Genomic DNA, 19,288 nt, shown 5'->3' on the forward strand with positions numbered 1-19,288 from the left:
GAAAAAAAGTTTAAATACCGGCGTAGCGTATGTGTATTATGAAAGCATTTTATGTTCTGTTTTTTCTCCTTATGCCCATAGCATATGCTGCCGAAGTGCAGGAGCTTTCAAGCATCCCTGTGCTCACTCCTTTAGTAACTGATGAGCAGGCCTACAAATATATGAACATAACCGCCATTCCAGGCACCATAATAGAGTTTGATGTGAACCAGAGCTGGATAAAGGAAAACAGGATAAATATTATCTATCTTTCAAAATATGCCGCAGGGAAATGGAACCCTATAGCTACGGAATTCACAGGTTCAAAAGAAGGAAAAAACACATACAGGGCAAAAATAGATGAGCATTCATACTATGCGATTTTTGGAAAGGATGTTCTGGGAGAAATTCAGGTCCTGTCTCAGACAGGAAATATATTATCAAAAAGCACGAATAATCTGATGCTCATGCTTTTGCTTGCGGCAATCATCCTAATTATCTACTGGAAACGTTCCTGATAAGTCACAATTATTTAAATAAATTGTTGGTGTTATGAAGATCCTAGTTTTACTTATATTGATTCTAGCTTTAATTCCCAGGGCATGGGCTGCGCCTGCAGACGATGTGCTGATAGTTGTCAACAACGCAAGCGCAGATTCCATAGCTGTCGGGAAATACTATCAGGAAAGAAGGAACGTTCCAATAAATCAGATCGTCTATATCAACACAACCACAGGAATAGACATTACATGTGACAATTACTTTAATCAGATAGAGCTTCCTGTAAGGACTTTTCTTGATGCAAACGGACTGAAGTCAAAGATACTTTATATAGTCACGACCTACGGCATACCCTACAAAGGATGCTACTCAGTAGACAGCAGGCTATCAGACTTATACAACGTTACTGAATGGCAGGGATACGGCACAGAAAATCCCTATAGAAGAATATATTACACAACCTACTCAAACGGCAATCATATGGGCGGCGTGCATTTCAGCAATGCCTATGGCATATATCTTGTCACACGGCTTGACGGCCCGACGCCCGAGATAGCAAAAGGCCTTATAGACAAAGCCATGTATGCTGAAAAGTATCTTGGAACCTCTGCAACAGGCTATATGGCAGGGCAGCCGTATCTTGTCGATTCCATAAATGTTGTCTGCGCGTCAATTACAAAATCGGGGCGCTCCTGCGTCTCTGACAGCGGCCATGCAGGGGGCCCGAACGCCGCATGGCATAACGGCGGCGGCAATGATTATGAAAACGTTTGGAACTGGATGCCTGGCGCACTCGCAGCGCATTTCCAGTCATTTACTGCATCAACCACAATAAGGAACACAACAGGCCCAAAAGTAGTGCCTGCGATGCTTGCCGCAGGAGTAACTGCGACATGGGGCGCGGTGGATGAGCCTTACGCACCGTTTGTTCCGCAGCCCGTGGCATATTATGATTATTTCCTGAATGGGGGCTTCAATTTTGCCGAAAGCATGTACATGTCAACCTATCTTCTTGAATGGATGTCTGTAATAATCGGAGACCCGCTTTACACCCTTCCTGCATCGGCATCTATTGACAATGAAAAGCCGGCAATCGCAAATGCCTCATTTGTATGGGATTCCAATAATCTCATAGTGAGCTGGGACAATACACATTCGAATACAGGATCTCCGGAAATCACAGAAGGAGCAGTAGAATACGGGCTTACCGCAAGTTACGGAAGCATAAAATGGGACACAAGCAATCTTACCTATTGGAGCGCAACAAAGCGCAATTATTTCAGCCGGCACAACATAACTATCGCAGGCCTTGACAGCTCGAAAACGTATTACGTAAGGATAAACGCAACAGATCCTGCAGGAAACAGTGAAACATACGCCTTTTCAACAGACGGCGCACCTGCAAATGACACAACTCCGCCGACAGTCACGCTTACATCCCCTATAAATTCCCTCATGCAAAAATCAAAATCAGTAATATTCACATGCTCTGCAACAGATAATGTCGCCATATCAAACATAACGCTTTATGGAAACTGGAAAGGAGCGTGGCACGCAAATGAGACAAAATCAACCGGCTCATCAGCATCATTCTCAAAAACAATTGCAGATGGCTCATACATTTGGAACTGCCTTGCATACGATAATTCTTCAAATTCGCAGTTTGCAGCATCCGATTATTCCTGCGCCATAGACAGCACTCCGCCAGCTTTAACCTTTGTTCCGCCCACGCCTGTAAACAACAGCGTATCAAACAATCTGGCACTTATAAGCATAACCGCTTCTGAAACACTGGCAAGCGCCATCCTTGAATGGAACCGCACGCAAAATTTGACTATGGCTAATGCAGGCCCCAAATGGTCTTATATGATAACATCAGTCCCGACAGGAAACTGCACATTCAAAGTCTTTGCGAATGACACAGCCGGAAACTGGAATGCAACAGAAGAAAGGACATTTTATCTGAGGCAGATGTACGCGCACAACTTCACAATAAAGGATAAATTCGGCAAGCCGATACCGGATTCAATAGTTTCGTTATATGATAAATCCGGCGCATCAATCCAGAATTTCAAGATCAACCTTTCGGCGCAGTCAAAGGTGTTAGATTTGGACGATACCTACAGCGTGGCTTTTTCAGTCCCAACAGGGGAAATGCTTTATTTAAATAATATCAACATCAGCGCAAATGCTACTCTGGATCCCGAATTTGTCAATAGTTCGGAACTTCCTTCATTAACGCAGGCGCGGTCAGAAATAATAGCGTTTAATGCATCGGGCATAGTTTTTGATTATGCCCAAATAACCCTGCCGGTAAATGGCACAGTGAATAAGATACTGCATTGCACTGACTGGGAGTTCACAAAAGCCTCATGCAACAGTTGGGATTCAAAAGATTTATCAGCATATCCTTATAGATTGAACGCTACGCATATTGTCTTCAATGTGACTGTATTTGATGCATATCTTGGAGGCTATTATGAGGCGCCTCTTGATGCGCCCGCCCCTATAGTAACCGGTGGCGGAGGCGGCAGCTTTGCAGCAATATCGGCAAGTTCAATAACAATAACTCCAAACAATGAAATAACAAAGATACAAGTATATTTGAAAACCAGCATTTCAAACGCATTAATAAGCGCAACTGACCTGCTTTCAGTCCCTGTTCCGCCTCCAAACGGCACGGTTTACAGATATTTTAACATCTCTGCCAAAAATTTCAATGATTCTATTGTCAATAACGTGACAATAGAATTTAAGGTGAGCAAGAGGTACATTCTTGAAAAAAATATAACTTCAATATATCTGTCAAGGTATACTGGCGACAAATGGATTCGCCTAATAACTGAATTGAAAGAAGCGGATAGGGAATACAATAATTATATCGCATATTCTGCAGGGTTCTCGTATTTTGCAATAGTTGAAGAAATGCCTGTGCTTCAGGCAGCAGCAGATCCCGCCACGCCGCAGCCTCGCGAGGTCGTAAAACCAAATATATCAAGCGCGCCAACAGAAGAAATCAGGATAATAGCCGCAGAACCGCCTGAAAAATCGTCAAATTCAAGCACAATTCTTGCTTCAGCAGGCTTTTTTTTTATCACGGCAATCTGCACGATAATTAGGCGAAATCGTTCAAGAAAAAAAGAATATGCTATAAAAGAGCTTAAAAAGAAAGTAGAATGCTGATTTTAATCTTTATAAATTTAACAACTGAATGGTGATTATGAAATCAATAGTGTCGCTCATCATGTTGCTTTTGCTAGTGCCTGCTGCAAATGCGCTGAGCATAACAGTTAATCCGCTTTCTGCAAGCATAGCGCCGGGATCAGACCGAACAATATCTCTTGAAGTTTCCGGAAATGGGACTTATGCTCTTGAGATCATCCGCTGCACAAGCGCATCAGAAGGCTGTACGTTTGCCGGAAGCGACATGCTTCCAATAACTTTTGACGAAACAAAAAGCGCAACCAATAGCATAACTGTTTCAGGTTCGGGAACCAAAAGTATAACCGCAAGCCTTTCATCGTCTTTCAAAGAGTCTATCGTATATTCTTACAAAATTTATGCTAAAAATATGAACAATACAGAAAACGCCAGCGTCACAGGGGATGTGCGATACATCGCGCCGGCAGCTTTAGGGGTCGGCAGCAATACGGGCGGCGGCATGGGCATAAGTGCAGGGACTATTAAGATAACTCTTGCATTGAAGGACAGCCCGTTTAAAAAAATACTTGTCAATTTCAAAAGCTCTATGAATAATCCTTCCATCACAGCATCCTTGCTAACGGACGTGCCTGTCTTGACATCGCTTGAATCAGAAGATCTTGTTTATCAATATCTGGAGATCAAAAAGCGCAATTTTAATGATTCTGACATAAGTGAAGCTGTAATTGAGTTTACAGTGAACAAAAGCTGGATGGCTGCAAACAATATTTCCGAGATTTATCTCAAAAGATATGACAACGGATGGAAGCCTCTTAGGACCGAATTAATAGATTCTACCGAAACGCTTAATACCTACAGGGCATACGTCTACGGATTTTCTTACTTTGCCGTTTTCGGGAAAGTTGAAAAATCAATGCCTTTGGCAGCTCCAAAACCAGAAAACAACATAATCCCATCAGAGATAGAAGTGTCTTCAGGCATTGCTGCGACCACTCCAATACAGGAAAAATCACCTACGGGATTCGCTCTTTTTGAATCGTCAAAAAACGCGGAAATTGTTGCTGTAGCGCTCCTTCTTGGTTTCGGCATAGCATACTACCTGAAAAGAAAATAAAGAAATCGCTTACAGCAATTTCTATCTTTTTTCAGCGAAGCTGAAAAAGCTTCTTTAGGCGAAGCCTAAAGAGCCAAGAGCTTTAGCGAATGGATTTCGAGCAAACTCGAAATGATTTCATTCCGGATATTAATCGTAGCAGAGCCTTAGATTCAGGCTGAAAATAAGAAAAGAACGGTAAAACGCTATACTGCCTATTGGACTTGCTTATTTATATACACATCCCAACGATTAACCCTTCTTCTCTGTAAGAACTTTCAATAGTGCTTCAATGTTTTTATCTGTCTTTTCCATCCTCTTCTCCATAGCTTCTACAACCAAAAACATACCCTGAGAAATTTTGCCATATTTTTCATCCATGTGCTTAAAGCTTGCTTGCGTATTTACATTGAAGCAATTGAGGTAATTCATTCCTGTAGAGAACCCCTGCGCCATTTCGGATACCGATTCATTGTATTTTTCCCAAAAGGTTGTATCATTAATCGTTCCTTGCGCAAGATGCGTTTCTTTTATTTCTTCTACATCGATTAATGGTGCTGCATCGGGATTCTTTACATTGATATGATTTTTGAATTGACTAATAGTTTCATCAGTTCCTCTGCAATGAATCAGAACAGTGCCGTCTTTAAGGTTCTCGGCAAAACCTGCAAGCTTTAGCTTTCTTGCGGCTTTTGCAGCATATTGCCTAAAGCCAATGCTTTGAACCTCACCAGAAACAATAAGTTCAATTTCTTTTATATTTGTTGTCATAGATTAATAAAAACCTTATTTCTTTTCTTCATGCAATAGGTACAGTTCTTTCTGACTTTCATTTATAGAAGTCATTTCGTCCATCACCGTATTAAATCAACAATACGGCGTTTGACATTTTTCCTCACGCCAGAAGCAGGAGGGATAATTTTGGTTTATTAACCCACCTATTACCTTTTTTGTACATTGAAGTATATAAACTTTCCCTTATCGATTCTCCCTAAAACTCTTTACGTGTAAACCGGAATTCTACACGTGGATTGTTTCCTTCTGTTGATTTAGTAATTTTACTATCATAGCCACCTTTTTCAAATACTCCACTAACAGTTAATTTTTCAATAACATCCTCTACTTTTTTCGCGGCTTGTCGCATACCCAAAACAAAAAAGAATGGTTTTGAAGCGGTTATTTGTTGGGTGCAAAAAGAAACAATATCCGATTCCCCATCCCAATTGTCAATGAATTTCGATGACGTCTGCCATAAATCAATTGTTTCACTAAAAGCCTCTTTGATTTGGTTCTCCGAGTAATTCATTTTTTTCAAGTCATGAATATGTTCCATAATCATAGAAAAATAAGGCGTTCCTGGAAGTTTTACTATTTTTTGCAAGTAACCACTGTTGGGTCTTTTACTTATTTGTTCCTTTATTTTCAGTACTCGTTCTCTATCGCCAGGTTCGTCTCTCGTGTGATATAAGTCAATTAGCAAACCCGTCCTTATGAGATCTATATACGGATAATTCGGAACTAATAACTTGATGTCTTTATATTTCGGATCTTCTGAGAACTGTACCAGTTTTTGTGCTTCTTCTTTGTTTGGAACAAATGCATACTTACCCTCGTTGTATTTGTCTTGAATCAAGGCCTTTATTTTTTCATATCCTTTATCTAATTTGAGAATTTTCAATGCGGCAAGATACGATAAGACATCTTTTATTGGAAGATCCTTTATCGCCTCATATATTTCATTGATTCCTGGTGCCATCGCGGATCTCCACCGTTTCTCTAATAAATTTAGAAATCGATGCTGGTGTACCATCGATGATATTCAATGAGCCCGGAATAAACGCAGCTTCTTCAAGTTTTAAAAACTTTGTGGGTATTTCTGCAGAGGGTATCCTACCTCCGTTGGGTGTCAGTACATACTCTTCAGAGTCCACATCGTAATCGAACGCCCTCAGAAGTATAATTTTTTCATCCTTTCCCAAGGTTTCAAACTTAATATCTTTTTTCATACGCTATTCACCGGCAAATTTTATTCGGAGAACAAGTAAATGCCATAAGCATATATGGTCGTAATGAATATATATAAATTTAACGATGTGGCATGACCAAAGATTCGAGATTGTCGAGCATAAAGTTCGACAATTGTCTGCTGTTGGTGTGACTACTCAGATAATTTGATGCTGGTGTCAATAAACATCTCATAAGAGACAAGTTATTTGTTATTAACCACTTCCCTTAATGACTTGTTTTCGTATCGTTTCTCCTTTCTTTGTAAGGGCGTAGATTTTTCCCATACGAACATTGGGCGTCAAACATTCTACAATACCCTGCGCTTCAAACAATTTCAGTATTTTTGAAACATGAGCGATTGAAAGCTTGGTTTCCGTTTTTATTTCAGTAGGAATTTTCGGCTTATTGAGGACAACAAGGATCTTCCTTCTTTGGCTGCCTCGCAGAATCCAACTGTAGAGCTCCCAATCGATTTTAACCATTATAGCAGATTAGTTGCATTCGGTTAATTGATTAGTTACATTTTAGTATCAAAAAGGTATCAAAAGCTTAAATTCTTGAACGAATAAGATTTATGAGTGGAGTGTAAAAGAAAGACAAAATTAAGAGCGTGATTTGATAATGCAAAGAAATAAGGGTAATATTTTTTTGATAGTAATTATGAGTGTAATTCTTATTAGTGGTTGTATTGACAATTATGTCCAAAAAGAACCCACAATATTGGAATTTGGAAAACCGGCTATAATTAATGATGTGTCGGTTACTTTTGATTCAGTCCGATTTGCTGATAAAATTGATGATTATACCAAAGCAGACAATGGTTATAAGTTTGCAATAATTCATGTAACTGCAAAGAATTTAGGATTGGAGGAAACACAATTCCCATTTTCTAGCACGGGATCATCATATATGATGAATATCGTGTTGAGTGTAAATAAAGGGTATAAGTATAAAGTCTTTAATAGCGATTACTTTTTCTCGATAAGACCTGAAGACACAGAAACAGTAGACTTCGAATTTGAAATTTTAAAAGATACCTATCCCACCGAACTATATCTTGAGCGAGTGAAAGATACAACAGACTGCCTAAAGGCACAACGTTTATGGGTAAGTTCTTTATCCATTTACCCTGCTGAGAATATTGAAGGCTTGAAACCTGAATGTATCGATAAATATACCGTATCAATTCAATCTACTTTCACGAAAGGTTGAATGGGTGGCAAATATCTGACGAAATAAAGCTTCTGAGCAAGAAATATTCCAATTGAAATTCCAACAAGTGGTTGTATGAAATTATATTTAATGTGCTATTATCTCGCCATAATTATGCTCGGCTTAGGAACCGGTGCATGGTGCAACAATAAGCTCGACCTCGCAGTTGCTTTTGCCTTGGCAGGCGTAATCAATACAGTGGTATACTTGCGCCTGAAGAAATCTGTATTGTAATGAGGCGTTATAGTGTGATATTCATGAAATACCAAAAATTAACATTTTTTGTAATAATATTACTCCTGCTGGTTGTCTCGCCGTCAGAAGCCCATAGAAGCGGCTGCCACCGATGGCATTCTTGTCCTTCTGATTCAGGATCTTATGTGTGCGGCGATTGGGGCTACTGCTCCGCCTGCCCGGATAACCAATACTGCTCAGGCGGGTATCCGATAATAAAAACAGCCTCAAGTAATCAGGTCCCTTCTATTTCCATAACGTCGCCATCAGGCGCGCCCGTAGAAAATCCCGTGCAACTGCCAGCGGCTGCCCCAACACCGACGCCGCCTGCGCCTTCATCACCAATAATCGAATCGAGCAGTTCAACAGTACGTTCAACTTCGCCTCTATCGACAACACAGCCTGCGGCCGCAAGCTGCGACGTTCAGGTATGTGCCGCGAAAACAATATCATATTGTGTCGGAGAGAGTAATGTAACTCATCCTTATTCTTGCAAGGGCTCCATATGCACCGCAGATTCGGCAAAATGGGAAGTAAACGATAAATGTGGGCGCGACTTCTGCACCGAATTGAATAGGGACTTGAACGGTTCAAATTGCAAAGCAAAGTGCTATCCGTTCTGGTCTGCTGAAAGCAACTGGTCGCAGTGCATTAACGGCACGCAGGAACGGATGATGTCCGATGGATGCGGGAATGAAGAAAGACAAACCCAGAAATGTGACACAGAATGCAAAGGGAATGCACTGTGCTATAACGGAACCATAACATCTGTTTCCAACGGCGATACGCTAATTATTGACGGCCAAAAAGTCCAGCTTGCTCTGGTAGATGCGCCGGAATTCTATCAGTGGGGCTATGGAAAGGCCAAGCAATTCACCGCGAATTTATGCAATAAAGGCTCCACTGCTATCGTAGATCAAGATGATTTTCAATTAAAGGATAAATACGGCCGCATAGTTGCCGTTGTTTATTGCGAGGGCAAAAATCTCAATAAAGAACTCCTTTTGAACAATCAGGCCTCAATCGTGAAAAAATACTGCAAATTAAGCGAGTTCGGAAACGAGGACTGGGCGCGTGCATATGGATGTTAATAAGGTGGCATTAAAGCGATATGCAAATCTTGCTTCAAAAGCCTTGAAGAAGCCCGTGATTTACTTTCTGCTTTTCATCCTTGCTTTCTTCTTAGCCGCGCCAACATATTATTATATTCACGAACGCGGACATCAATCGGAAGCAAAGCTGTATGGCTGGAATTACACCACTTCTTACGGTCATCACGAACTGACTTATTTAGGCATCAATATGACTTATACAGCTCCTGATAAAGTGGAAGCTTACGACAATAATAACGCAACCAAAGAGCAGCAGTTCAGTTTCTACATAACACCAGTAGCCATTGGATTCACCACACCGATTTTCTTGCTATTGTTTATGGTGCTGATACCCCCGAAATACAAGAACCGATACGTTGAGGTCTTTATCGCATTTTTTGCTTTCGCGCTGTTTGCGGATGCGTTCAATAGCCTGTATGAGTTTGATGGTGGCGATATGTGGCGGATTGCGCATTTGTTCGCTTAATCAACAATGGGTTTTCGGGCTTCTATTTTTTGAGCAAAAAATAAAATGGCATCGCCCATTTTCGAGATTTTCTACAAATTCACTTTTTTGGGCGCGCATATACCACTCCATTTTATAGAGGGAGGTATTTTGCAAAACGTAATTTTTCGCAAGCATTCATTTAGAAATCTTTTTCAAGAATGCGCGCACTGCCGTTTCTTTGGCTTTGCTGTATTCGATTGTCTTTGAAAAAGACCGGACGGTTTTTCTGTTGATGTCAAAGCATTTCATATTCTTGACTTGACAAATCAGAATCATGCATACCTCTTCTTTCTTTGTCGACATGCATAAACCCCTGTGAGCGCAGCTATTTATCTTTCACTACAGTTACTGCCGAGCCACGGACGCCGCCGAGCAGCAGCGAGGCGGCACACACCCGAATGATTATACAATATGCAACTGCGCGGAGCGGGACAATGCAAGCGATGGTGTCCCGCTCAATGAATAAATCAAATGCAGATTATGGGGCTGTAGCCCCTTTTTCTATTTCTTTTATCTGCGTTCTTTCGATTATAAAATCGATAACCTTTTCAGAACGATTTAAGTTTCGCGTAAGTTCCGCAAACGAATAATTTTCGATATATTTTTTAGAATTTCCGAAAGGAACTTTGTATCCGAGCAGAGCCCCAACCACACTAGCACTAAATTCCGCAATAACTTCCTGGTCGCCCCTCTGCCCTGTTTTTATGCCGTGCAATTTGTCGTCTACAGCATGCGATAATTCGTGTAGGAATGTTGATATTTCTGGCGTGGCAAGGCCTATCGTTTTTTGCAGCGGCGAGTAAAAACCGTATAAGCCGTTGCTGAAATAGATACCTTCGGTTTTCAAATCCAGCTCTTTCAAGATGCCATCGAACTGACAGGGAATATTCAGAACAATCGGCGGAGCTTGTGGTAATTCCTTTCCCTCTGTGTCCTGAAATCGAAAAACCGGAATCGAGTTAAAGCCGTAGAGTATCATTTTTTCTTCCTGTGTTTTTGGATCTTGGATTTTCTTCATCAAAGGCCCAAAAATAGTTATGGCGCGTTTGCCTGCGCTAACATGCCTTTCTGCACTTCGCCATTGCTGAAACCCTCTTGCGTCAGAAGTTCCGGCGCTGAACATTAAAACCCGATTGAGGAAGCTCCAGTTATCCGAAGGCTTGTTATATCCTTCCGGCGCTTTAAACACGGCTTGCGTAAAAACTTCAAGGTTTTCCATTTCAAAGAGTTTCAAAATGCTCGTCATAGCATCGCGTATTTTCGGGTTTTCTTCTTTATTCACGAGTTTTTCTTCAGCCACAGATTCAAGGCTATTTTTCATTTCCTTAGAGGAACTTTCCTCACAAAGTTTGGTTTTCATATTTCGCTTTGTCGGAGCTTAGGGCTTATCTGATTCCGCAGAAGAAGAATATGCTTTAAGCGACATACTTATGAAAACCAACTGCCTAATGGGAAAATCCGAAGGAAGACTATCTGCCTGTGAGCGATTGAAAAGCGAGTATGAGGATGCGCATAATATTATTCGACATACTTTTTTGACTCCTGCCGTTGCCGATGACGACTTAAAGAGACATGCTAAAACGTGCGATTTCTGGTTCTCGACAAAGCGACCAGAGGAAGCGGTTTGAGGTTCAGAAATTGCAGTCGTCCGCGCCGAGTTCGTCCTGAGCGTAGCGAAGGTGGAACGAGGCGCGTATATCCGCGCGGATGCGCGGATGTATAACTAATCGCGGCGCTAAACAACCCTATTATAAACTTCACCCAATTTTATGCTTGAACGATGACTGATGTTGTATGTGTCCTTGGACAGAATGGCGCTTTCGAAGAAGCAAAGCGTTTCTATTTTAAAAATAAACTATTCATTTTTTAATCAACGACAATACGGGCCTAAATTTTGTGGTCTTATGATATGGAACGTCATTGACAATATGAACGTCAACATTGATATTTCTTGGAAGCAATTCGTACATGCTTTCTTTTATCGTTTCAGACATCCCATTATCAAAGGAGTGACGTCCGGGAACAATATAAACATCCACTAAGTCTTCCTGAGATTGTACAATTTGGTATCTCATTCCATGGGCGGGAATGTCAAAGCTTAAACACCAATTATATGCCAGATCCATGAAGGATGATGCAGGAACTGAAGTCCCGTCAGAGTCTATACGGATACTGTCCATGATTCTTCCCTTTGGAGAACTTAGTATCCGAAAGTTACTTCCGCAGGAACATTTTTGAGTTTCGTTAAGAATTGCCAAGTCTCCCTGATGATATCGTATAATCGGTGTTGCTTCATTCAAAAGATTCGTACCTAACACAAGACCCATTTTTCCCGGAGTTTGTTCAGTTTTCGGGTTTTTTGGATCAACTATTTCAACATAACATGCATCCTCTTCAAGATGATACTTATGCATGGGACATTCGAGTGCAATTCGTGTCAATTCTTCACTACTGAATTCATCAAGTACAGGCACACCGAAATATTCTCCTAAAGCTTCGCGTTCGCGAAGAGTGGATTGTTCTGAATGTATTATGACTAATTCGACGCCCGATCCTTTCAGATCTGCACCGATAGACGCCAGATTTCTCAAGTATGTCGGATAGGTAGATAGAACTTTGGGTTTAACCTCAGCTATAACTTTGATAGCGTCTTCCGGTTTAGCGGTTGTTGAAAGAAATTCCGTAGAATATTTTCCGTTTACAGATGTAATCCACCAGGGTGTGGTATAGATAAATAATGCCTTATCTTCCGGATGATACTTTCCTCCGCTTTGAAAATCGAATTGTCTAATACCTTGAAGAGTATCTTCATAAACGGCATTACGTGAAACTACTACAGTAACAAATTTTCCAGAGGAGCCGCTGCTTGTTGTCATAAATTCAAAATTGTGCTTTGAACTCATACACTTATCTGGAAATGCTGAAATCAACTCTTCTTTTGTTAGAATGGGCAATGCTTTAAAATCATTCCATGTTTGTAGGTCTTCGGGCTCGAATCCTTCAGCAGAGTATTTTTCTTCATATAATGGAACGGTTTCATATGCGTGAGTAACAAGCTCTTTTACTCTTTTAAACTGCCACTTTTCTATATCTTCATAGGGTCGCTTGCAAGAATCACGTATTTCGGTCCATCGCTCACCCATAATTTCTTCTAAGAAAGCATGATCTTCAGCGGTTTCTTTTCGTTTATCGCTTTTTTTAAGACCCTCATAATTAAGTCCGGATTTTGTCATAGTGCATCACTGAAATCTACTACCGATATATTTCTTACTATTTAGTTGTGATATATACTTTATAAATACTTTTTATGGAACGTTAGGACTATTAGGTACATTTTCTACCGATTTCATAGCAGATGCAAACGTAGATAATCCGTATTTCCATAATTTATGAATTGACGCAGCATCTAGATACTCTGTATCCATCACAGATACTGTATCTTCCCTGTATTTTGAAAAATCTGATGAATTTATCTTGACTTTGTAGTGTTCGGGTCTTCTATATATGTCCGTACTTGGGTAAGGTGCACAAATATAATAATCTACAAGATTCGTAAGACCTTTTAATATGAGTTTTTCTGCATATTCGATAGTCTTTATTGCACTTTCTCTACTTTCTCCAGGTAAGCCAACCAACCAGTTTGTAGCAACCGGCATATTAACTGACTTTGCTAGTGAACACGCATCCGTTATTTTCCTTACGTCCAATTTTTTATTATTTATATCTAGAATGTTCTGATCGGCACTTTCAGCACCAAAAAACACAGCATCGCAGCCACTATTTTTCATTTTAGAAAGTGTTTTTTCATTTACAAAATCAGCTCTTGTTTGGCACGACCAAGAAAGCCCTGTTTCTGGTATGGAATCGCAAATTGCAGTCACATATTCTTTCTTTGAAGTAAATGTTTCATCGTTAATCCATAAATCGCGTATGTTCAATTTTTCCTTCATTAACTCAATTTCTTCCATAACGCGATCTACAGATCTATATCTCGGATAATTTTTGCTCCAAAGAGATTCTGCACAAAAAGAACATTTCATCGGACATCCGCGAGATGCGAATATCCGCCCTGAGAATATGTCCTTGTAAGTGTTTGGGAGTATGTCGTAGTCTGGCATCGGTAAAGAATCCAAATTCTCGATTAATTTTCGGTCCGCGTTGTGATGTATTGTGTTTTGGGCAAAATAGGAGATTCCATCAATTGTATTTAAGCGACTGCGATCCCACTCCAACGCGCGTAAAAGTTCTTCAACAGTTTTTTCTCCCTCCCCTCTCACTACGATATCAAATGTCTTTCCTAAAATATTATCTGCCATAAAGGAAGCATGATGGCCTCCGATAATGTTTATTGCGTCAGGATTAGATTTTTTGATATGTTGTGCAATTTTTTCAACAATGTGATAATTGTTGGTAAATGATGAGAAGAGAAATATATCTCCTTTAGTGTCATGTATTTTCTCACCGACGTTATCTAAAGCGTGCTCCACAAAACTGAGATAGGTTAGATCTAAAACGTTTGGAGAATATCCTGCATCTTTCGCTACCGGTGATAATGAACTTATCCAAAGAGGCGGAGCGGGTAAATCATATATAGGTACACTCATCCCGCTAGAGAGATTTACTGACTTGGAGAGATATTTTTCGTATTGACTTTGTTGCTCTTCGTTTAGCATCTTTTTAGTTTTCTCAAAATACACATCAAAGAATTCTTGTTCTTCAGAGTCAAGATGATTTTTTCTTATAAAGGGACTGTTCACGAAGACAAGTTCTCGCATAAATCTCAACTACTTATTAATGGTTAAAGTACATTTAAATATATTTAAAATTCAACACAATCCCATCAATCAATGATTGTGATGAAAATGATGCATAAGCATAAGAAAGTAATTAGCAAAATATGGTTATGAGTAATGTTGATGAGTTAGCCATAAATATTAATCATCTAACAAAATCATTTGAACAAGATGGTGGCTCGAAAAAAGTTATAATCGATCTCTCGTTAGAAATTAAAAAAAATCAGATATTTGGTTTGCTCGGTCAAAACGGAGCGGGTAAAACCACGTTAATATATATATTATCAGGTCTCCTTCAAGCTGATAAAGGTGTACTCAAAGTGCTCGGTTGCGATCCAGAAAAGCAGAGAATTGAACTCGCCAAAAAAATTAATATTTGCAGCGGAAATTCACTATTTTTTTACATATTCACGGCTCGAGAAATACTGAAATATTACGGTCTTTTATATGGTATGAGTGAGAAGGATATTGAAACAAAATCAAATCAACTCATAAAAGAACTCGGCATTGAGAAGTTTGCAAACGATCAATTTCACGAACTTTCTACAGGTATGAAGCAGAAAGTTGCTCTGGCAAAGGCACTTATTAATAGTCCCGAACTTCTTTTTCTAGATGAACCAACTTTAGGGCTTGATGTGGAGGTTGCGAAGAACATACGTCAATACCTTAAAAATCTTGTTTTAAAAGAAAAAATGACTATTGTTCTTACGTCTCACTATCTTTCAGAAGTTGAAGAACTATGTAATGATATTGCAATAATACATCATGGAAAAATAATAGCTAAGGGAAATGTAGAACAAATAACCACATCGGCTAATGTAGATACAACTATGATCGCAAAATTTGAGAAAATACTCGGTGATACAAAATTCATAGAAAAAATTTCCGGTGTGCGTAGTGTCATAGTTAATGAAAGTGAGGCCATTATTTACATTAGCGGCGGTCCATCAACTGTTGAAAGAATTCTTATCGCACTCAAAGATAAAAAGGTTGTATTATCGCATGTTGAAGTAAGAAAAGCAACACTTGAAGAGGCGTTTTTGCGCTTAATACGTTCGGAGGAATAAAATGTTTTCACATGTTAAGGGATATTTTTATAAGCATTATATTATGTATAAGAAAAGTACTGTTGAAAAAGCCACTCTTTTTATATATCCATTTGTATCTTTATTTTCAATAGGGCTACTTGCATTATACCTTCGTGCGATGGGTTCGCCTCTTGATGTTGTACCGTTTGTCATGATTGGTGTAATCGCATGGACGTTCTACGATCTTTGCCAGCGTGTTGTAGTATACGGCATATTATTAGATATCTGGGACTACTGCTTAAAGCATTCAATGATTTCAACAGCTACATTAGTCGATTATCTTATTGGAAATTCGCTCTTTGGACTTTTAATAAGTAGCATCTCATTATTAATTCTGAATATACTCAGTTCAGTTTTCTTCGGTTTTAGTATATTTTCTGCAGGAGTGGCTTCTGTCATTTCTTTTATAATAATATTCATTTTTGCGGTGGCTACCGGTCTTGCGATTAATTCGATAATCTTATTAGGCAATAAAGAAAACGCAGTGCTTGTGTGGTCGGTACCTGGTATTGTGATGGTCTTTTCAGGTGTATATTATCCATTAAACATGTTGCCTGGAATTATTCAGGCGATCGCTTACATTCTTCCGACCACATATGCAATTGAGGCAATACGAATCGACATGGGCTTCTCAGAGGGTATACTATGGAGGACACTTTTGTATGGACTTGTAACATCACTTATATATCTAGTATTTTTTTACCACGTTTTTGAACGCGCCATATTTCAAGAAAGAAAAAAAGGTAAGACCATTTTAAGTTAAAACCTAACGCCACCTCATGCAATTCACTCTGCGCTAAAGCGCGGAAGATTTCTTGCGGGAGTAAACGTTTAAACTCATTCTTCATAGTACTCTTTGAATAAGTCGTAGTTGCCATTGAATGTGTGTATCATCCCATTTTCAAGATACCATATCTTGTTACATAGACCGTTTATGAATGACCTATCATGACTCACAGTTAATAGTGTGCCATCATAATTTTGTAGCCCTCTTTGAAGCAATTCGCCTGAGACAATATCCAGGTTATTGAGCGGTTCATCGATGATTAAAAAATTCGAACGTTCGGCCATGAATTTAGAGAGCATAACCCGCGATCTTTCTCCGAGGCTTAACTTCCCGATTTTTTTCAGGACATCATCACCCTTGAAAAGCATGCTGGCTAAAAGACCACGAGCTTTGCCTTCATCCATGCTTCCGCTGGACACATAAATTTCATCCAATATTGTTTTCTCATTATTAAGTGTGTTTAATTCCTGATCATAATATGAAATCTTGACATTCTGGCCACGCTTTATACTTCCTTCAAATGGTTCTTCGCCTAAAATCATTTTTATTAATGTCGATTTGCCATGACCGTTAGGTCCAAGCAACGCGATTTTATCTCCCCGATATATGACTTCGTTAAAATCATCGATTATATGTCGGTGTTTATAGCCCTTTGAAACATTTTCAAATTCGACCATCTCGGTTGAGCCGCGTTTATCTTCTTTAAGATTTAATCGCATTTTCCCAGTTGTATCCCTGGGCTTCTCAATAGCACCTCTTTCCAATCTATCTGCTCTTTTCCGGATGCTTCTTACGGTTCTGCCCAACTTTACTGCGCCTTGTTGTACCCAGATTGCTTTAATTCGCGCAGACTCCCGCAATCTCTTTACCTCTTCTTGTTGCTGTTCGTATAAATCGGTTCTTCGTTTTAGGTCCTTTGATTTTTCTTCTAAATAAGTCTCATAATTGCCAGAGTATGATTTCAATCGTCCGTCATCTAATTCCACAATTTTGTTGGACACATTGTTTATAAACTGCTTATCATGAGAAACCATGAGTAGTGTATCGAGTTTATTAAGATAATCTTCAAGCCATTCTCTCGAGGGTAAATCCAGGTGGTTCGTGGGTTCATCAAGAATATAGAAATCCCCCTCTTGCGAAAGAGCTCTTGCTAGAGAAAGTTTGGTTTTCTGACCGCTACTTAGATTACTGATTGTTAAATCGTAATCTTCTTCTTGAAAACCCATAGCCTCTAGTATTTCATAGAATCGCTTCTCATTCGGCTTTCTTGAGGATGACACTATCGTGTCATATTCCACCAAAACCCGATTCATTCTGTCTTGGAACTCGTACGTTTTAGGATCGGCCAATATGTTGTTGATTTCGGCTAACCGAGCATCCATAGTCTTTAAAACATCCCTGCTGGTTTTTTTAGCATCCAATTCCCATACCTGTGGAGCGTACACAATCAGAAGGTTGCTCTTTTTTCTTACGGTTCCCCCCTCATAATCCTCTAAACCAGTTATTATCTTAATAAGTGTTGTTTTCCCTCTGCCATTTTGCCCTATTAATGCTATCCGGTCTCCTTTATTCACTGACAGATTTGCATTCTCAAATATTGGTCGGTCATATGATTTCTTCAGACCGGATATATTTACATACTCCATAAATATCACTATATAGTGTTATATTCGAGGTGATATTTAAAAATACTGGTTACTTTACTACTTTTGAACGAATGCTAATATGACCATTCGACAGCGTTGCCTCTGTTGACGGAGAATGCGGAGATTGTCAAGATATGGGGGAGACCATCCTGAACTTGCTGAAATTTCTATAACGTGCTCTTTCGATGAGTTGATATGACGCGCAATGTTCACCCTTACGGCCTGAAATGCTCACCATTTGCTGTGTGTTTGTGTGTTAGTATAACGCGCGTCTGTGGCGCGCATGAATAGAACGCGTGGGGCTAATGTTTAATCGTTGTGTTGGAGTATTCCGGCTTTATCCTAACAATTACCTCAGATGCGTATCTACGCTATCATAAACTGCTGCGTAATGTTCTCATCGGAGCTATTTACTCACCCGGCATTATCCTGTTCGACCTTTCCACAGGTGTCTGTTTTGTCCGGCACACGTTATGGCTTACGTTGTCGGCAATTATCTCAGCGTATCGGCAACGCCAAAGGCGATGTTATATATACCGCAAAAAGCACGTTATTCTTGGACTTAAAACATCCTGCGCTGGTGGGTTCGGAGGCCTCTTTGGCCACTGAAGTTTCAAAAACCGAACCCAAACCGCGCATAATATTCGGTGATTTGCATGAAAAACGATTTATTGGTAATGTGGGCTGAAGCGGTTGACAGAAAATACTACGGCATAAGAATGCTTGACGCCACGAATACTTCTTCTATAATCAGTTCCCTTTACTGAGCGTAGCACAGAAAAACGTGGCGCGTAATAGTATTCGAATTATGCGTCACGCACTTTCGGTTTATCTGCGCGACGGACGTTATAACATATGACGGCAAAACTGTCAAGGTATGAAAAAAGCCAGCAGAATAACATATAAGTATTAAAGGAATACAATATAGTTTGTGATTACTATGTCAGAAGCAGATGAATTGATTGAGGATATGTCAGAGCTTCAGAAATTCATCGTGCTATTGCTTGATTCCAAGAATCAAGAACCTATTTCTGGGAAGACTTCATTTAAGTACACTTTCAACTAAATGATAGCTCTTTTTCTATGTATGCGCCGATAGCATTCATGCCTTCTCTTACAGTTTGAAAATCGCTGTTGTTCAAAACAAATCGTTGTATCAATCCAAAATCCCGTTCAATAGGATTCAG

Annotated in this window: 19 protein-coding genes; 10 read left to right on the top strand and 9 right to left on the bottom strand. The window is 39.8% G+C overall.

Annotation, left to right across the window (positions count from 1 at the left end; translation table 11 throughout):
- Positions 1-38: 38 nt before the first annotated feature.
- Genes KKB09_06345 through KKB09_06355 form a run of 3 tightly spaced genes read left to right on the top strand, consistent with a single transcriptional unit; the run spans position 39 to position 4,756 of the window.
- Positions 39-497, top strand: coding sequence for a PGF-pre-PGF domain-containing protein (locus tag KKB09_06345; GenBank protein ID MBU4300810.1), 459 nt, complete (start codon positions 39-41; stop codon positions 495-497).
- 34 nt (positions 498-531) lie between these two features.
- Positions 532-3,663 (top strand): TIGR03790 family protein, encoded by a 3,132-nt coding sequence (locus KKB09_06350; GenBank protein MBU4300811.1) that lies wholly within the window; start codon positions 532-534, stop codon positions 3,661-3,663.
- 37 nt (positions 3,664-3,700) lie between these two features.
- Positions 3,701-4,756 (top strand): PGF-pre-PGF domain-containing protein, encoded by a 1,056-nt coding sequence (locus KKB09_06355; protein MBU4300812.1) that lies wholly within the window; start codon positions 3,701-3,703, stop codon positions 4,754-4,756.
- A gap of 231 nt (positions 4,757-4,987) precedes the next feature.
- On the opposite strand, the gene KKB09_06360 is transcribed toward KKB09_06355, so the two are convergent.
- From KKB09_06360 to KKB09_06375, 4 genes are all read right to left on the bottom strand, one after another.
- The gene (locus tag KKB09_06360) at positions 4,988-5,506 is read right to left on the bottom strand and encodes an acylphosphatase (protein MBU4300813.1); all 519 of its coding nucleotides are present in this window, start codon (positions 5,504-5,506) and stop codon (positions 4,988-4,990) included.
- A 220-nt stretch (positions 5,507-5,726) separates the two neighbouring features.
- A complete protein-coding gene (locus KKB09_06365; protein MBU4300814.1) occupies positions 5,727-6,491 on the bottom strand; it encodes a hypothetical protein in 765 nt (254 codons plus the stop codon).
- Positions 6,472-6,741 (bottom strand): hypothetical protein, encoded by a 270-nt coding sequence (locus tag KKB09_06370; GenBank protein ID MBU4300815.1) that lies wholly within the window; start codon positions 6,739-6,741, stop codon positions 6,472-6,474. Before KKB09_06370 ends, KKB09_06365 begins: the two co-directional genes overlap by 20 nt.
- Positions 6,742-6,954: 213 nt before the next feature.
- Positions 6,955-7,224: an ArsR family transcriptional regulator gene (locus tag KKB09_06375; GenBank protein MBU4300816.1), complete on the bottom strand. Its 270-nt coding sequence runs from the start codon at positions 7,222-7,224 to the stop codon at positions 6,955-6,957.
- Positions 7,225-7,402: 178 nt separating this feature from the next.
- On the opposite strand from KKB09_06375, the gene KKB09_06380 reads away from it, so the two are divergent.
- The 4 genes from KKB09_06380 (at position 7,403) to KKB09_06395 (ending at position 9,766) form a co-directional block, all read left to right on the top strand.
- A complete protein-coding gene (locus KKB09_06380; GenBank protein ID MBU4300817.1) occupies positions 7,403-7,954 on the top strand; it encodes a DUF4352 domain-containing protein in 552 nt (183 codons plus the stop codon).
- 75 nt (positions 7,955-8,029) lie between these two features.
- A complete protein-coding gene (locus tag KKB09_06385; protein ID MBU4300818.1) occupies positions 8,030-8,188 on the top strand; it encodes a hypothetical protein in 159 nt (52 codons plus the stop codon).
- A 23-nt stretch (positions 8,189-8,211) separates the two neighbouring features.
- Entirely contained in the window at positions 8,212-9,279 is a 1,068-nt protein-coding gene (locus KKB09_06390) for a thermonuclease family protein (protein MBU4300819.1), read from the top strand.
- Positions 9,269-9,766 carry a hypothetical protein gene (locus tag KKB09_06395; GenBank protein ID MBU4300820.1) on the top strand — a complete coding sequence of 166 codons (498 nt, stop codon included), beginning with the start codon at positions 9,269-9,271 and terminating at the stop codon, positions 9,764-9,766. The genes KKB09_06390 and KKB09_06395 overlap by 11 nt, the downstream gene beginning before the upstream one ends.
- A 156-nt stretch (positions 9,767-9,922) precedes the next feature.
- Here the strand turns inward: KKB09_06395 and KKB09_06400 are convergent, their stop codons facing one another.
- Positions 9,923-10,090 carry a hypothetical protein gene (locus tag KKB09_06400; protein ID MBU4300821.1) on the bottom strand — a complete coding sequence of 56 codons (168 nt, stop codon included), beginning with the start codon at positions 10,088-10,090 and terminating at the stop codon, positions 9,923-9,925.
- Between the two features lie 175 nt (positions 10,091-10,265).
- Positions 10,266-11,147 carry an antirestriction protein gene (locus tag KKB09_06405; protein ID MBU4300822.1) on the bottom strand — a complete coding sequence of 294 codons (882 nt, stop codon included), beginning with the start codon at positions 11,145-11,147 and terminating at the stop codon, positions 10,266-10,268.
- 70 nt (positions 11,148-11,217) lie between these two features.
- Between KKB09_06405 and KKB09_06410 the strand changes: the two genes are divergently transcribed.
- A complete protein-coding gene (locus KKB09_06410) occupies positions 11,218-11,415 on the top strand; it encodes a hypothetical protein (protein ID MBU4300823.1) in 198 nt (65 codons plus the stop codon).
- A gap of 231 nt (positions 11,416-11,646) precedes the next feature.
- Here the strand turns inward: KKB09_06410 and KKB09_06415 are convergent, their stop codons facing one another.
- Together KKB09_06415 and KKB09_06420 are read right to left on the bottom strand one after the other, a co-directional pair.
- Entirely contained in the window at positions 11,647-13,020 is a 1,374-nt protein-coding gene (locus KKB09_06415) for a hypothetical protein (GenBank protein ID MBU4300824.1), read from the bottom strand.
- 72 nt (positions 13,021-13,092) lie between these two features.
- Positions 13,093-14,562: a B12-binding domain-containing radical SAM protein gene (locus KKB09_06420; GenBank protein MBU4300825.1), complete on the bottom strand. Its 1,470-nt coding sequence runs from the start codon at positions 14,560-14,562 to the stop codon at positions 13,093-13,095.
- 128 nt (positions 14,563-14,690) lie between these two features.
- Here KKB09_06420 and KKB09_06425 point away from each other — a divergent pair, with 128 nt between their 5' ends.
- Together KKB09_06425 and KKB09_06430 are read left to right on the top strand one after the other, a co-directional pair.
- Positions 14,691-15,647 carry an ABC transporter ATP-binding protein gene (locus tag KKB09_06425; protein ID MBU4300826.1) on the top strand — a complete coding sequence of 319 codons (957 nt, stop codon included), beginning with the start codon at positions 14,691-14,693 and terminating at the stop codon, positions 15,645-15,647.
- Positions 15,648-15,690: 43 nt separating this feature from the next.
- A complete protein-coding gene (locus KKB09_06430) occupies positions 15,691-16,431 on the top strand; it encodes an ABC transporter permease (GenBank protein ID MBU4300827.1) in 741 nt (246 codons plus the stop codon).
- A 74-nt stretch (positions 16,432-16,505) separates the two neighbouring features.
- On the opposite strand, the gene KKB09_06435 is transcribed toward KKB09_06430, so the two are convergent.
- Positions 16,506-18,101 carry an ATP-binding cassette domain-containing protein gene (locus tag KKB09_06435; GenBank protein MBU4300828.1) on the bottom strand — a complete coding sequence of 532 codons (1,596 nt, stop codon included), beginning with the start codon at positions 18,099-18,101 and terminating at the stop codon, positions 16,506-16,508.
- Positions 18,102-19,288: the final 1,187 nt, after the last annotated feature.

The organism is Nanoarchaeota archaeon (assembly GCA_018897155.1).
Taxonomy (GTDB): Archaea; EX4484-52; EX4484-52; order EX4484-52; family LFW-46; genus LFW-46.